Source organism: Blastococcus carthaginiensis, assembly GCF_030731085.1.
Taxonomy (GTDB): Bacteria; Actinomycetota; Actinomycetes; order Mycobacteriales; family Geodermatophilaceae; genus Blastococcus; species Blastococcus carthaginiensis.
Map to the genome: position 1 here is coordinate 1 of NZ_JASNFN010000010.1, position 15791 is coordinate 15791.

Annotated in this window: 9 protein-coding genes and 1 tRNA gene; 8 read left to right on the forward strand and 2 right to left on the reverse strand. The window is 73.8% G+C overall.

Annotation, left to right across the window (positions count from 1 at the left end):
• The 8 genes from QOZ88_RS09555 to QOZ88_RS09590 form a co-directional block, all read left to right on the forward strand.
• On the forward strand, positions 1–1341 hold a 1341-nt coding region (locus QOZ88_RS09555; RefSeq protein WP_305999549.1), incomplete at its 5' end, for an HNH endonuclease signature motif containing protein.
• Between the two features lie 120 nt (positions 1342–1461).
• The gene (trpB, locus tag QOZ88_RS09560) at positions 1462–2898 is read left to right on the forward strand and encodes a tryptophan synthase subunit beta (protein WP_305999550.1); all 1437 of its coding nucleotides are present in this window, start codon (positions 1462–1464) and stop codon (positions 2896–2898) included.
• Positions 2895–3695 (forward strand): tryptophan synthase subunit alpha, encoded by an 801-nt coding sequence (gene trpA, locus QOZ88_RS09565; protein ID WP_305999551.1) that lies wholly within the window; start codon positions 2895–2897, stop codon positions 3693–3695. The genes trpB and trpA overlap by 4 nt, the downstream gene beginning before the upstream one ends.
• Complete coding sequence (lgt, locus tag QOZ88_RS09570; RefSeq protein ID WP_305999552.1) at positions 3692–4660, forward strand: prolipoprotein diacylglyceryl transferase; 969 nt, start codon at positions 3692–3694, stop codon at positions 4658–4660. Before trpA ends, lgt begins: the two co-directional genes overlap by 4 nt.
• Before the next feature lie 355 nt (positions 4661–5015).
• Entirely contained in the window at positions 5016–9731 is a 4716-nt protein-coding gene (gene gltB, locus QOZ88_RS09575) for a glutamate synthase large subunit (RefSeq protein WP_305999553.1), read from the forward strand.
• On the forward strand, positions 9724–11214 hold the full coding sequence (locus QOZ88_RS09580; RefSeq protein WP_305999554.1) for a glutamate synthase subunit beta: 1491 nt from the start codon (positions 9724–9726) through the stop codon (positions 11212–11214). Before gltB ends, QOZ88_RS09580 begins: the two co-directional genes overlap by 8 nt.
• Before the next feature lie 228 nt (positions 11215–11442).
• The gene (gene pyk / locus QOZ88_RS09585; protein ID WP_305999555.1) at positions 11443–12858 is read left to right on the forward strand and encodes a pyruvate kinase; all 1416 of its coding nucleotides are present in this window, start codon (positions 11443–11445) and stop codon (positions 12856–12858) included.
• Positions 12855–13733: an acyl-CoA thioesterase gene (locus QOZ88_RS09590; protein WP_305999556.1), complete on the forward strand. Its 879-nt coding sequence runs from the start codon at positions 12855–12857 to the stop codon at positions 13731–13733. The genes pyk and QOZ88_RS09590 overlap by 4 nt, the downstream gene beginning before the upstream one ends.
• A gap of 37 nt (positions 13734–13770) precedes the next feature.
• Here the strand turns inward: QOZ88_RS09590 and QOZ88_RS09595 are convergent, their stop codons facing one another.
• Positions 13771–15408, reverse strand: a complete 1638-nt coding sequence (locus tag QOZ88_RS09595; RefSeq protein WP_305999557.1) for an aminotransferase class V-fold PLP-dependent enzyme — start codon at positions 15406–15408, stop codon at positions 13771–13773.
• 300 nt (positions 15409–15708) lie between these two features.
• Positions 15709–15782, reverse strand: a tRNA-Leu gene (locus QOZ88_RS09600).
• Positions 15783–15791: the final 9 nt, after the last annotated feature.

Sequence of the window (15791 nt, forward strand, 5' to 3'; positions counted from 1 at the left end):
AGTGAGTTCGTGCCCGACGAGTTGGCCATGGTGCACAACTGCAGCCGGACGGCGGCGGTGACCCTGCTGGAGCACGCCGATGTGCTCACCACCCGGCTGCCGGGCACCTTCGCGGCGCTGCGGCTGGGGTTGCTGGACTGGCCGCGGGCCCGGGCGATCGCCGCCGAGGTCGCCGCCGCCGGGTCCGACACCGACCCGGGAGTGATCGCCGGGGTGGAGGCCGCGGTGCTGCCCGGCGCGAGCGGCCTGGGGGTGGGCAAGCTGCGCGAAGCCGTCCGCGCCGAGCTGCTGGCCCGTGACGCCGACGCCGCCGAGCGGCGCCGGAAGGCCCGGCAGCGCGGCGCGGATGTGACGGTGCGCCCGGTCGGGGACGGCATGAGCGAGCTGCGCGCGCTGCTCCCGCATCCCGAGGCCCGCGCCTGCCGGGACGCCGTGGACCGGCATGCCCGCGCGGCGAAGGAGGCCGGCGACGAGCGGCCGATCGGCATGCTGCGCGCCGGCGCGGCCGCCGATCTGCTGCTGCGGCCCTGGCAGGAGCGGCCGGCGGTCACCGCGCAGCTGACCGTGGTGGCCCCGCTGACCGCGCTCACCCCCGCCGGGTTCCTCGCCGCCGGCGCCCCGACCCCGGACGCCTTCACCCCACCCGGCACCCCACCCGGCACCCGACCCGGGGTTCCCGAGCCGGTCGGGGAGGTCGACGGGGAGCCGATCACCGCCGCCCACCTGCGCGAACTGCTCGCCCAGCTCGACGCCTGCGGCATCCAGGCGCCACCGGCGGGCAGCCTGCAGATCGCGATCACCGACGCCACCGGGAAGCTGCGGGCGGTCACCGGCCGCCGAGAAGTGGAACGGCTGGCCCGCGCCGGCTGCCCCCACCACCCCGACCACCCCGACCACCCCGACCACCCCGAGCATCCCGACTCATCGTGCGGCTGCCCGCTGCTGGGCCCACCGGCGGCGGTGGACCGCTACCGCCCCTCGGCCGGCCAGCAGCAGTTCCTCCGCCTGCGCGACCGCACCTGCCGCCACCCCGGCTGCACCGTGCCCGCCGGCTGGGCCGACCTGGACCACGTCATCGCCCACACCGCCGGTGGGGCGACCGCCTGCGAGAACCTGTGCTGCCGGTGCCGCCGCCACCACCGGCTCAAGACCTTCCCCCCCGGCTGGCAGCACACGATGAGCGACGACGGCGTGCTCACCGTCACCACCCCCACCGGCGTCACCCGCACCAGCCGACCACCCGGCTACCGCGTCCTCACCGCACCACCGCAACCACCACCGGAACCGGACCCGAACCCGGACCGGCAGCTCGACCTGGACGACGACCCACCACCGTTCTGACTGCGCGGCCGGTCCGCCGATCGGATCCGTTCTACGGCGGAGCCGGTGCGCTGGTCCGATCCGGTGATGTCGCGCGCACCCCTGCGGCGATCGTGGTGCCCGGCGCGGGACACTGTGCGCATGACGACGACCAGCCCACCGCAGACCGGAGACCTCTCGCTCCCGGCGCGGCCGGGCTGGCCCGACGCCACCGGGCACTTCGGGGTCTTCGGTGGCCGGTTCGTGCCCGAGGCGCTGATCGCCGCACTCGACGAGCTCACCGAGGCCTACGAGGCCATGCGCGTCGACCCGGCGTTCCTCGCCGAGTTCGCCGCTTTGCAGCGCGACTACACCGGCCGGCCGAGCCCGGTGACCGAGGTGCCCAAGTTCGCCGCCCACGCCGGCGGTGCGCGGATCCTGCTCAAGCGGGAGGACCTCAACCACACCGGCTCGCACAAGATCAACAACGTGCTGGGCCAGGCGCTGCTCACCAAGCGGATCGGCAAGACCCGCGTGATCGCGGAGACCGGCGCCGGGCAGCACGGCGTCGCCACCGCGACCGCGGCGGCGCTCATGGGGCTGTCGTGCACCGTCTACATGGGCGAGGAGGACACCCGCCGTCAGGCGCTCAACGTCGCCCGCATGCGACTGCTCGGCGCCGAGGTCGTCCCGGTCACCACCGGCTCCCGCACCCTCAAGGACGCGATCAACGAGGCGTTCCGCGACTGGGTGACCAACGTGGAGACGACGAACTACGTCTTCGGCACCGTCGCCGGCCCGCACCCCTTCCCGGCGATGGTCCGCGACTTCCAGCGGGTCATCGGCGACGAAGCCCGCGCCCAGGTGCTCGAGCGCGAGGGGCGGCTTCCCGACGCCGTGCTCGCCTGCGTCGGCGGTGGCTCCAACGCCATCGGGATCTTCACCGCCTTCGTCCCCGACGAGGGTGTGCGGCTGGTCGGCCTGGAGGCCGGCGGCGACGGCGTGGACACCGCGCGGCACGCGGCGACGATCACCGGCGGGACGCCGGGCGTGCTGCACGGCGCCCGCTCGTTCCTCCTCCAGGACGAGAACGGCCAGACGGTCGAGTCGCACTCCATCAGCGCCGGCCTGGACTACCCCGGCGTCGGCCCCGAGCACTCCTACCTCCACGACATCGGGCGGGCCGAGTACCGGCCGGTCACCGACGCCGAGGCGATGGAGGCGTTCGCGCTGCTCTGCCGCACCGAGGGCATCATCCCGGCGATCGAGTCGGCGCACGCCCTGGCCGGCGCGCTGGTCCTGGGCAGGGAGCTGGGGTCGCGCGGGGCCGGTGGGCGGGGGGACGAGCCTCCGCTGCTCCTGGTGAACCTCTCCGGCCGCGGGGACAAGGACGTCGAGACGGCGTCCCGGTGGTTCGGGCTGGGCGACCGCCAGGAGGTCGACCCCGGCCCGGGCCTGGACACCGACCAGCGACCCACCGAGGGCGCGGTCAGCAACGCCGAGGCGATCCCACCGGACCGGGTCGGCGTCGATGCGGTCGGTGACGTCGCCACCGGCGGTCGGACGAGTGCCGGACCAGGAGCGGGGGAGACGGCGTGAGCGCGCTGCAGGAACGCATCGGGGCCGCGAAGGCGGAGGGGCGCTCTGCGCTGATCGCCTACCTGCCCGTCGGCTACCCGGACGTCGAGGGCTCGATCGAGGCCATGGTGGCCGCGGTCGGGGCCGGGGCGGACGTCATCGAGGTCGGCGTCCCGTACAGCGACCCGGGCATGGACGGGCCGGTGATCCAGGAAGCCGTGGACGTCGCCGTGCGCGCCGGGGTCGGCATGCGCGACGTGCTGCGCGCGGTCGAGGCGGTGACCGCGGCCGGCGCCGTCCCGGTGGTGATGAGCTACTGGAACCCGATCGAGCGCTACGGCACCGACCGGTTCGCCGCCGACCTCGCCGCGGCCGGCGGAGGCGGCGCCATCACCCCCGACCTCATCCCCGACGAGGCCGGAGCGTGGATCGCCGCGGCGCAGGAGCACGACCTCGACCGCGTCTTCCTCGTCGCGCCGTCGTCCACCGACGCCCGGCTCCGCTCGACCACCGCCGCCTGCCGGGGGTTCGTCTACGCGGCCTCCACCATGGGGGTCACCGGCACGCGCGCGACGGTCGGCGACGCCGCCGAGAAGCTGGTCGCTCGCACCCGCGAGGCCGCACCCGACCTCGCCGTCTGCGTCGGCCTCGGCGTCTCGGACGGCGACCAGGCCGCCGAGGTCGCCGCCTTCGCCGACGGCGTGATCGTGGGCTCGGCCTACGTGCGCGAGCTGCTGGAGGGCCGGGGGGCGGAGGGGGTCCGGGCGCTCACCCGGGACCTCGCCGCAGGGGTCCGCCGGGCGGGGGTGCGCGCGTGAGCGTCCTCGCCGCCATCCCCAGCCCGACGCAAGGCGTGTGGGAGCTGGGCCCGCTGCCCATCCGCGCCTACGCGCTCTGCATCGTGGCCGGCATCGTCGCCGCCGTCGTCCTCACCGAACGGCGCTGGGTCGCCCGCGGCGGGGCGCCCGGCGACGTGCTGGACATCGCCGTCTGGGCGGTGCCGTTCGGCATCATCGGCGGCCGCCTCTACCACGTCGTCTCCAGCCCGCGGCCGTACTTCGGCGAGGACGGCGACCCGCTGCGCGCCTTCGCGATATGGGAAGGCGGCCTAGGCATCTGGGGCGCCATCGCGCTCGGCGGCGTGGGGGCGTGGATCGCCTGCCGCCGCCGCGGCATCCCGCTGCCGGCGTTCGCCGACGCCCTCGCACCGGGGCTGCTGGTCGCGCAGGCGATCGGCCGGCTGGGCAACTGGTTCAACAACGAGCTGTACGGCGGTCCCACCGACCTGCCGTGGGCGCTGACGATCTACGAGTGGAGCGGCGGGCAGGCGGTCACCGGGCCGGACGGGGAGCCGGTGGTGCTCGGCACGTTCCACCCGACGTTCCTCTACGAGCTGCTGTGGAACCTCGCCGCGGCGGCGCTGGTCATCTGGGCCGACCGCCGCTTCCGCCTCGGGCACGGCCGGGCGTTCGCGCTCTACGTGGCCTCCTACTGCGCCGGCCGGCTGTGGATCGAGCTGCTCCGCACCGACCCCGCGGAGACCTTCTTCGGGGTGCGGATCAACGTCTTCACCTCGATCGTCGTCGGGCTGCTGGCCGTGGCCTACTTCGTGTGGCAGCGCGGCCGCCCGCGCGAGGTCATCGACCGCGGTGCCGCGGCGGCGGACGGCCGGCCGACCGAGCCGGGGTCCCCGGCGTCGTCCGGGACGTCGTCCGAGCAGGCGTCCGGGGCGACGGCGGCCGGGGCGCGTGAGGACGATCACCGACCGCCGCCGGCGACCTGAGCGGTCGGGCGGCGCAGCGCTCGACGAGCCCCCCGGCGCCCAGCGTGGGGCCGGTCACGGATCGGCGCCAGCCGTGTCAGGACGGTGTTACGGCTGTGTACGCTTCCGCCTGACCCGCCAGCGATCCTGGCGAGGTCGTAGTGTCGGACCGGGCCAGTGCTGCCCCGCGGACGACGGCTCGCCGGCACCCACCGGTGGGCTCGCGCGTCAGCCGGTCAGGGCCACCTGAGCCTCCCCGGTGTCCCGCGATCCGCATGTGCCGCCATCTCCGCCGCCCTTGAACCTCCGGCCCGGGCCCCGCCCCCGTCCGACCCTCGCCCCCGAGGGACGACGGTGCGCCGACGACGGGAGTGACATGACCGACCTTCCCGCCCCCGCCACCGCGGCAGCCACCACCGGCGCCGTGCCGCCGGCCGTGCCGTTCCCGGCCGTGCCCGCGGCTGTGCCCTTCTCCGCCCTCCCCGCCCCGACCGGTCTCTACGACCCGGCCAACGACAAGGACGCCTGCGGTGTCGCCTTCGTGGCCGACGCCCGCGGGCGCAAGAGCCGGCGCATCGTGCAGGCCGGCCTCACCGCCCTCCACAACCTCGACCACCGGGGTGCGGCCGGCTCCGAGCCGAACTCCGGTGACGGCGCCGGAATCCTCACCCAGGTCCCCGACGCCCTGCTGCGCGCCGACGTGGACTTCGACCTGCCACCCCTGGGCGAGTACTCGGTCGGCATCGCCTTCCTGCCCACCGACGCGGCCGAGCGCGCCGCCCGGTACGAGGACGTCGCCCGCCTCGCCGAGGAGGAGGGGCTCACCGTCCTCGGCTGGCGCGACGTCCCGGTCGACCCCGACGGCGCCGACCTCGGCCCCACGGCGCGGGCGGTCATGCCGCACTTCGCCCAGGTGTTCGTCGCCGAGACCATGGGTGCCCGGGCCGACGAGAAGGCCTTCGGCGGCAACGTCGTCTGCAACGGCGTCACCCGGCTGGAGCGCCGGTCGTTCGTGCTGCGCAAGCGGGCTGAGCGGGCCGCGGTCGACGCGGGCAGCTCGCTGTACCTCACCTCGCTGTCGTCGCGGACGATCACCTACAAGGGCATGCTGACCACCGACCAGCTGCCGCTGTTCTTCCCCGACCTGCGCGACGAGCGCTACGAGTCGGCGATCGCCCTGGTGCACAGCCGCTTCTCGACCAACACCTTCCCGAGCTGGCCGCTGGCCCACCCGTTCCGCTTCATCGCGCACAACGGCGAGATCAACACCATCAAGGGCAACCGCAACCGCATGCGCGCCCGCGAGGCCAAGCTCGCCACCGAGCTGTTCGACGGACCGGCCAGGGTGGGCGGGGAGGACAGCACGGAGCTCGGGCTGGACCGGATCTTCCCGGTCACCGCGAGCGACTTCAGCGACTCGGCCACCTTCGACGAGGTGCTGGAGCTGCTGCACCTGTCGGGCCGCTCGCTGCCGCACGCGGTGCTGATGATGATCCCGGAGGCCTGGGAGAACCACGACGAGATGGACCCGGCCCGCCGGGCCTTCTACCGGTTCCACTCCTCGATCATGGAGCCCTGGGACGGGCCCGCCGCCGTCTGCTTCACCGACGGCACGCTCATCGGCGCGGTCCTGGACCGCAACGGCCTGCGCCCGGGCCGCTGGTGGCACACCCGCGACGACCTGGTGGTCATGGCCAGCGAGGTCGGCGTACTGGACATCCCGGCCTCCGACGTCGTCGCCAAGGGCCGGCTGCAGCCGGGCCGCATGTTCCTCGTCGACACCGCCTCGGGGCGGATCGTCTCCGACGAGGAGGTTAAGGGTGCGCTGGCCGCGGAGCACCCGTACGAGGACTGGCTGCACGCCGGCCTCGTGCACCTGCCGCAGCTGCCCGAGCGCCGCCGCTCGCGCCCCAGCCACGAGTCCGTCGTCCGCCGGCAGATGCTCTTCGGCTACACCGAGGAGGACCTGCGGATGCTGGTCACGCCGATGGCCGCCAGCGGCGCCGAGCCGATCGGCTCCATGGGCACCGACACCCCGATCGCGGCGCTGTCGGACCGGTCCCGGCTGCTCTACGACTACTTCGGGCAGCTGTTCGCCCAGGTGACCAACCCGCCGCTGGACGCCATCCGCGAGGAGCTGGTGACCAGCCTGGGCCGCACCTTCGGCCCCGAGCAGAACCTGCTGAACGCCACGCCGGCGTCCTGCCGGCAGGTACACCTGCCGTTCCCGGTCATCGACAACGACGAGCTGGCCAAGATCCTGCACATCGACGACGACGGCGACCTGCCCGGCTACGCCGCCGTCCGGATCACCGGTCACTTCGACGTGAACGGCGGCGGCGCCGCCCTGGCCGAGGCCGTCGAGCAGCTGCGCACCAAGGTCTCCAAGGCCATCTCGGCCGGCGCCCGCATCATCGTGCTCTCCGACCGCGACTGCGACGAGCAGCGCGCCCCCATCCCGTCGCTGCTGATGACCGCCGCGGTGCACCACCACCTGGTGCGGGAGAAGACCCGCATGGAGGTGGGGCTCGTCGTCGAGTCCGGCGACTGCCGCGAGGTGCACCACGTCGCGCTGCTGCTGGGGTACGGCGCGGCCGCGGTCAACCCCTACCTGGCCTTCGAGTCGATCGAGGACCTGATCCGCGACGGCGTGCTCACCGGCGTCGAGCCCGCCCAGGCGGTGCGCAACGTGGTCAAGGCGCTGGGCAAGGGCGTCCTGAAGGTCATGAGCAAGATGGGCATCTCGACCGTCGGCTCCTACACGATGGCGCAGATCTTCGAGGCCGTCGGGCTCTCCCAGGAGGTCGTCGAGGAGTACTTCACCGGCACGTCCTGTCCCCTCGGCGGCGTCGGCATCGACGTGCTCGCCGAGGAGGTGGCCATGCGCCACCGCCGGGCCTACCCGGCCAACCCCACCGAGCGGGCGCACCGCCGGCTGGAGACCGGCGGGGAGTACCAGTGGCGCCGCGAGGGCGAGGTGCACCTGTTCAACCCCGAGACGGTGTTCCTGCTCCAGCACGCCACGCGGTCCCGGCAGTACGAGGTCTTCGAGAAGTACACCGAGAGCGTCGACAAGCTGTCGGAGGAGGCCGCCACGCTCCGCGGCCTGTTCTCGCTGAAGACCGGCGTGCGGCCGCCCGTGCCGCTCGAGGAGGTCGAGCCCGCGAGCGAGATCGTGCAGCGCTTCAACACCGGCGCGATGAGCTACGGCTCCATCTCGCAGGAGGCGCACGAGACCCTCGCCATCGCGATGAACCGCCTCGGCGGGCGGTCCAACACCGGCGAGGGCGGTGAGGACCCCGACCGGTTCACCCCCGACCCGAACGGCGACCTGCGCCGCTCGGCGATCAAGCAGGTGGCGTCCGGCCGGTTCGGCGTCACCAGCGAGTACCTGGTCAACGCCGACGACATCCAGATCAAGATGGCGCAGGGCGCCAAGCCCGGCGAGGGCGGGCAGCTGCCCGGCGGCAAGGTGTACCCGTGGGTGGCCCGCACCCGGCACTCCACGCCGGGCGTGGGCCTGATCAGCCCGCCGCCGCACCACGACATCTACTCGATCGAGGACCTCAAGCAGCTCATCCACGACCTGAAGAACGCCAACGACGCAGCGCGGGTCCACGTCAAGCTGGTCGCCGAGGTCGGCGTCGGGACGGTGGCGGCGGGCGTGAGCAAGGCGCACGCCGACGTCGTCCTCATCTCCGGGTTCGACGGCGGCACCGGCGCCGCGCCGCTCACCTCGCTCAAGCACGCCGGCTCCCCGTGGGAGCTGGGCCTGGCCGAGACCCAGCAGACGCTGCTGGCCAACGGGCTGCGCGACCGCATCGTGGTGCAGGTCGACGGGCAGATGAAGACCGGCCGCGACGTGATCGTGGCGGCGCTGCTCGGGGCCGAGGAGTTCGGCTTCGCGACCGCGCCCCTGGTGGTCTCCGGCTGCGTGATGATGCGGGTCTGCCACCTCGACACCTGCCCGGTGGGCGTGGCCACGCAGAACCCGGAGCTGCGCAAGCGGTTCACCGGCCGGCCGGAGTTCGTCGTCACCTTCTTCGAGTTCCTCGCCGAGCAGGTGCGCTCCTACCTGGCCGAGCTGGGCTTCCGCTCCATCGACGAGGCCGTCGGCCACGCCGAGCTGCTCGACACCCGCCAGGCCGTCGACCACTGGAAGGCCGCAGGCCTGGACCTCTCGCCGATGCTGGTCGTGCCCGAGCTGCCCGAGGGCACCCCGCGGCGCGCGGTCCGCGGTCAGGACCACGGTCTCGACGTCGCCCTGGACCAGACGCTGATCCAGCTGTGCGAGGGCGCGCTCCTCGACGCGCGGCCGGTCAGCCTCGAGCTGCCGGTGCGGAACGTCAACCGGACCGTCGGCACGATGCTGGGCTCGATGGTCACCCGTCGCTTCGGCGGCGAGGGGCTGCCCGACGGCACGATCGACCTCACCTTCGGCGGGTCGGCCGGCCAGTCCTTCGGTGCCTTCGTGCCGCGCGGCATCACCATGCGGCTCTTCGGCGACGCCAACGACTACGTCGGCAAGGGCCTGTCGGGTGGGCGGATCGTCGTGCGGCCCTCCCGGGAGGCGCCGTTCCTCGCCGAGGACAACGTCATCGCCGGCAACGTCATCGGCTACGGCGCGACCGGCGGGGAGATCTTCCTGCGCGGCCGCGTCGGCGAGCGGTTCTGCGTGCGCAACTCCGGTGCGCTGGCCGTCGTCGAGGGCGTCGGCGACCACGCGCTGGAGTACATGACCGGCGGCCGCGCCGTGATCCTCGGGGCGACCGGCCGCAACATCGCGGCCGGCATGTCCGGTGGCATCGGCTACGTGCTCGACCTCGCAAGGCACCGGGTGAACCCGGAGATGGTGGACGTCGAGCCGCTGGACGTCGAGTCCGCGCAGTGGCTGCGCGACGTGCTCGTGCGCTACGCGGCCGACACGGAGTCCAGCGTGGCCGCCGCGCTGCTGGCCGACTGGGGCCGCTGGTCGGAGCGGTTCAGCGTGATCATGCCGCGCGACTACCGGCGGGCGCTGGAGGCCCGGCGGGCCGCCGAGGCCGCCGGCACCGACGTGGATCGAGCAGTGATGGAGGCAGCACGTGGCTGACCAGACCGGTTTCCTGAAGTACGAGCGCGCGCTGCCGCCGCGCCGGCCCGTCGAGGTCCGCCTCCTGGACTGGAAGGACGTCTACAGCCGGCGGGAGAACGGCGAGGACCCGCTGTTCCCGACGGCCGAAGTGCGCACCCAGGCGGCCCGCTGCATGGACTGCGGCATCCCGTTCTGCCACCACGCCTGCCCGGTGGCGAACCTGATCCCGGAGTGGAACGACCTCGCCCGCCGCGACGACTGGCAGGACGCGATCGAGCGGCTGCATGCGACGAACAACTTCCCGGAGTTCACCGGGAAGCTCTGCCCCGCGCCGTGCGAGGGCTCCTGCGTGCTGAACCTGCAGGAGTCGCCGGTCACGATCAAGCAGATCGAGTGGGAGATCATCGACCGCGCCTGGGACGAGGGCTGGGTGCAGCCGCAGACCCCGGCCGAGCGCTCGGGCAAGAAGGTCGCCGTGGTCGGGTCCGGCCCCGCCGGGCTCGCGGCCGCCCAGCAGCTCACCCGCGCCGGGCACGAGGCCACCGTGTACGAGCGCGCCGACCGGATCGGCGGCCTGCTCCGCTACGGCATCCCCGAGTTCAAGATGGAGAAGTCCGTCCTGGACCGGCGGCTGGACCAGATGCGCGCCGAGGGCACCCGCTTCGTCACCGGGGTCGAGGTGGGCAGCGGCCGGGACGGCGACCCGACCGTCGAGCAGTTGCGCGCCGACCACGACGCCGTGGTGCTCGCCGTCGGCGCCACCATCGGCCGCGACCTGCCGGCTCCCGGCCGCGAACTGGCCGGCATCCACCTGGCCATGGAGTACCTGCCGTTCGGCAACCGGCAGGCCCTGGGCGAGCTGGACGACCCGCCGATCGACGCCCACGGCAAGCACGTGGTGATCATCGGCGGCGGTGACACGGGCGCCGACTGCCTGGGCACCGCGCACCGGCAGGGCGCGGCCTCGGTCACCCAGCTCGAGATCATGCCGGCGCCCCCGGACCTGCGGGACCAGGCGAGCAACCCGTGGCCGACCTACCCGATGGTCATGCGCGTCTCGAGCGCGCACGAGGAAGGCGGCGAACGGCTCTACTCGGTCAACACCGAGAAGTTCCTCGGCGACGACTCGGGCAACGTGCGGGCCCTGCTGCTGCACGAGGTCGAGCGGGTCGACGGCCGCTTCCAGAAGATCGAGGGCACCGAGCGCGAGCTCCCCGCGGACCTGGTGTTCCTCGCCATGGGCTTCACCGGCGCCCAGCGGGAGGGACTGGTCGACGCCCTCGGCGTGGAGGTCGACGGGCGCGGCAACGTCGTCCGCGACGACGAGTTCATGTCCACCGTCCCCGGCGTCTTCGTGGCCGGCGACGCGGGCCGCGGCCAGTCGCTGATCGTGTGGGCCATCGCCGAGGGCCGGGCCGCGGCCGCCGGCGTCGACACCTGGCTGACCGGGGAGTCCATGCTGCCCCGGCCGGTGACCCCCATGGCGGTCGCCCTGCGATGACATTGCGCTCCTCCGGACCGCACCGCGGCCACGTGCCGTCCCCCGGTCCGGAGGAGCGCGTCCGTCGCGCCTGCGCGGAACCCTCCGGGCCCCACTCGGCGCGACCAGGCCGGTGAGCCGTCCCGCCTGCGCGGAACCCTCCGGGCTCCACCCGGCGCGACCAGGCCGGTAGCCGACACGCCGGTCCCGCCCCGCCGCGCAGTTCGTCGTGGCACTAGCGTTATCGCCATGTCCCGCCGCGCGAAGATCGTCTGCACCCTCGGTCCGGCCACCAGTTCCGCCGAGCAGGTCACCGCCCTCGTCGAGTCGGGCATGGACGTCGCCCGGCTGAACTTCAGCCACGGCGCGCACGAGGACCACGCCACCGCCTACCACCTGGTGCGGAAGGCCTCCGACAGCACCGGGCGCGCCGTCGCCATCCTGGCCGACCTCCAGGGCCCCAAGATCCGGCTGGGCACCTTCGCCGACGGGCCGGTCACCTGGGCCACCGGCAGCCAGGTCTGCATCACCGTCGAGGACGTCGAGGGCACCGCCGAGCGCGTCTCCACCACCTACAAGAACCTCGCCAACGACGTCCGCGTCGGCGACCGGCTCCTGGTCGACGACGGCAACCTGTCGCTGAGCGTCGTCCGGGTGGAGGGGCCCGACGTCTTCTGCCTGGTCGTCGAGGGCGGCAAGGTGTCGAACAACAAGGGGCTCTCGCTGCCCGGCGTCGCCGTGAGCGTGCCGGCGCTGTCGGACAAGGACGAGCGGGACCTGCGCTTCGCGCTGCACCTGGGCGTCGACTTCATCGCGCTGTCCTTCGTGCGCTCGCCCACCGACGTCGCGCTGGTCCGCGACATCATGCGCCAGGAGGACATCCACGTCCCCGTCATCGCCAAGCTGGAGAAGCCCGAGGCGGTCCGCAACCTCGACGCGATCGTCGAGGCCTTCGACGGCATCATGGTCGCCCGCGGCGACCTCGGCGTGGAGCTGGCCCTCGAGCAGGTGCCGCTGGTGCAGAAGCGGGCGATCCAGGCCGCCCGCGAGCGGAACAAGCCGGTCATCGTGGCCACCCAGATGCTCGAGTCGATGATCACCAACTCGCGGCCGACGCGCGCCGAGGCGTCGGACGTGGCCAATGCCGTCCTCGACGGCGCCGACGCGGTCATGCTTTCGGGGGAGACCTCGGTGGGGCAGTACCCGATCGGCGCGGTCCGGACGATGGACCGGATCATCAGCGCCGTCGAGGGCGACCACCTGTGGGTGCCCGAGCTCGCGCGCCGGTCGCGCTCCCGGTCCGGCGCCATCGTGCGCGCCGCGCGGGACATCGGGGAGTCCCTAGACGTCAAGGCGCTGGCCACCTTCACGCAGACCGGTGAGACGGCGCGCCGGCTGGCCGCCCTGCACCCCCGCCAGCCGTTGCTCGCGTTCACCGTCGACGCCCGCGTCCGCAGCCTGCTCGCGCTCTCGTGGGGCGTCGAGACGTTCCTGGTGCCCGCCGTCGAGCACACCGACGACATGGTCGAGCAGGTGGACTTCTCCCTGCTGTCGATCGGTCGCCTGCAGGTGGGGGACCGGGTCGTCGTCGTCGCCGGGAGCCCGCCGAACACCGTCGGGTCCACCAACCTCATCCGCGTGCACGAGGTGGGTACCGACTCGTGAGCGGCGGGCCGGAGGGCACCCAGGCGGCGGCGCTGCTGTCGGTGCTCGACCTCAGCGAACGGGAGCCCGACGTCTTCGTGGGCAAGACGCCCAGCAGCGAGCGGCAGCGCATCTTCGGCGGGCAGGTGGCCGGCCAGGCGCTCGTGGCTGCTGGGCGGACCGTGCCGGCCGGGCGGGGGGTGCACTCGCTGCACTCGTACTTCCTCCGGCCCGGTGATCCGTCGGAGGAGATCCGCTACTCCGTCGATCGCATCCGGGACGGGCGGTCCTTCTCCACGCGGCGGGTGATCGCCTGCCAGCGGCGCAAGGGCGAGGACGTCGCCATCTTCGCGCTGACCGCCGACTTCCACATCGGCGAGCCGGCCGTGGCTGAGCACTCCCTCCCGATGCCCGGGGTGCCCGGTCCCTCGGAGATGGTCGGCACCGACGAGATCGTCGCCCGGCACGGTGAGCGGGCGGCCGTCATGGCGGCCATGGGGCGGGTCGTCGAGCAGCGGTTCCTGCACGACCCGTTCGCGGCGCCGCCCAAGTCACCACCGCACACCCAGTCGTGGACCTGGTTCCGGGTCGCCGGCGAGCTCCACGACGACCCGGTGGTGCAGGCGGCCGCGCTGACCTTCGTGAGCGACCTGACGCTGCTCTCGGCCGGGTTCGCCCGCCTCGGCGGCGGCTGGCCGGACTTCATCGGTGCGAGCCTGGACCACGCCGTGTGGTTCCATCGCCCGGTGCGCGCGGACGACTGGCTGCTCTACGAGACCGACAGCCCCGCGGCGTCGGCGGGGCGGGCGTTGTGCTTCGGGCAGATCTGGTCCGCCGACGGCACCCACGTCGCGACCGTGGCCCAGGAGGGGCTGATCCGGTCCCCGGAGCGCTGAGCGCCGCTCCCGGGGACCCTGACCGGCGCGCCGCGGCTCAGGTGGTGGTCCCGGCGTCCTCGCCGACCGGCTCGGCCGTCGGATCCTCCTGGACCGGCTCCTCGGCGCCGTCCTCGTCGGTGTGCGTCGCCCCGGTCTGCTCGCGCCCGGTCCGCTCCTGCCCGGCCCGCTCGCGCTCCGCGGCCCGTGCGGCCGCCTGCTCGGCGGCCTGGGCGGCGAAGTCGGCGGCCAGCCAGTCGTGCCCCTCGACCAGCAGGGCCCACACCCGCTCGACGTGGGCCCGCGTGGTCGCGGGCGAGCCGATCGCCACGCGCAGGACGGCCTGCCCGCGGACGGTCGTGTGGGTCAGGAAGACCTCGCCGCCGTCGTTGAGCCGGTCGAGCAGCGTCATGGTCGCGACGTCGCCGTCCACCGCATCCGGCCAGCGCGGCTTCAGGCAGACCAGCGACAGCGGGTGCGGGGCGACGACGTCGAACCGCTCGTCGGCCTCGGCCCACCCGGCGAGCTCCTGGGCGAGGGCGACGTGCCCGCGCACGTGCGCGCGCAGCCCCTCGGCCCCGTACCAGCGGACCACGAACCAGAGCTTGAGGGCGCGGAAGCGCCGGCCGAGCTCGATCTGCCAGTCGCGGTAGTCGACGACGGCGCCGGCGTCGGTGGCGGCGTTGCGCAGGTAGTCGGGGAGGATCGCCAGCGCGCCGGTGAGGGCCGCGCGGTCGCCGACCCAGAACAGGGTGGCGTCGAAGCCGGTGAGCAGCCACTTGTGCGCATCGGTGGTGTAGCTGTCCGCCCACTCGACGCCGGCCTGCAGCTCGCGCAGCTCGGGGTCGACCGCGCTGACCCCGGCGTAGGCGGCGTCCACGTGCAGCCACACGCCGTGGCGCTGGCAGATCGGCCCGATCGCGGCGAGGGGGTCGACCGCCGTGGTGGAGGTGCTGCCCACGGTGGCGCAGACCAGCACGGGCCGGTACCCGCGGGCGACGTCCCGCTCGAGCCGGGCGGCGAGCGCGGCGGGGTTCATGGCGAGGTCGCCGTCGACCTCGACGATCCGGACCGCCTCGGTGCCCAGGCCGGCGATGCGGACGGCCTTCTCCATCGAGGAGTGGGTCTCGCTGGAGACGTACACCGTGGCGCGTTCGGGCTGCACGCCCTGGCGGACGGTCGCGCCGCCGCTGGCCCGGTGCAGCGCGGCGAGCAGGGCCACGAGGTTGGCCCCGGAGCTGGAGTCCTGGACGACGCCGCCACCGCTGCCCGTGGAGCGGAACGACCCGGGGAGCCCCAGGAGGTCGGCGAACCAGTCCATGACGTGCTGCTCGAGCTCGGTCGCGGCAGGGCTGGTCACCCACGACATCCCCTGCACCCCCAGACCGGCGGACACCAGGTCGCCCAGCACCGAGGGACCCGAGGTGTTCGCGGGGAAGTAGCCGAAGAAGCCGGGGTGCTGCCAGTGGGTGACGCCGGGCAGGACCACCCGGTCGAGGTCGGCGAGCACCGCGGCGAACGGCTCACCCTGCTCGGGGGCCGAGGCGGGCAGCGAGGCGCGGACGTCGCCGGGGGAGACCTGCGAGCGCACCGGGAAGGAGCCGATGCGCGTCCAGTAGTCGGCGATCCAGTCGACGACCTCGTGGCCGTGCTGCCGGAACTGCTCGGGCGTCATGTGCGGCGCGGGCTCGGTCACCAGCCGAGACTATTCGGCATGCCGGGCGGGGCCCGGAGGGTCCCCGAGGCATGTCGAGACGTGAGCCGAAGAGGCTGGGACGCGAGCCGCCCCGCGAGGCGAGCTGCCGAGCGGGGGCCGGAGGCTCCTCGAGGAGAGCCGGCGACGGCTCAGCACGAAGACGCCGGCACGGGAGCCGCAGTGCGGCGGGGTCGTGCCGAGTGGGCCCGGAGGGTCCGCGCAGGCGCGACGGGAGGGCTCCAAGGCGGTCGGGAACGGCACCTGGTGGCGGTGTCGTCCGGAGGACGACGATGTGCACAGTGCCCCCGGTGCGACTCGAACGCACACTGCGCGGGTTTTGAATCCGCTCCCTCTGCCGATTGGGGTACGGGGGCGTGCCGGGT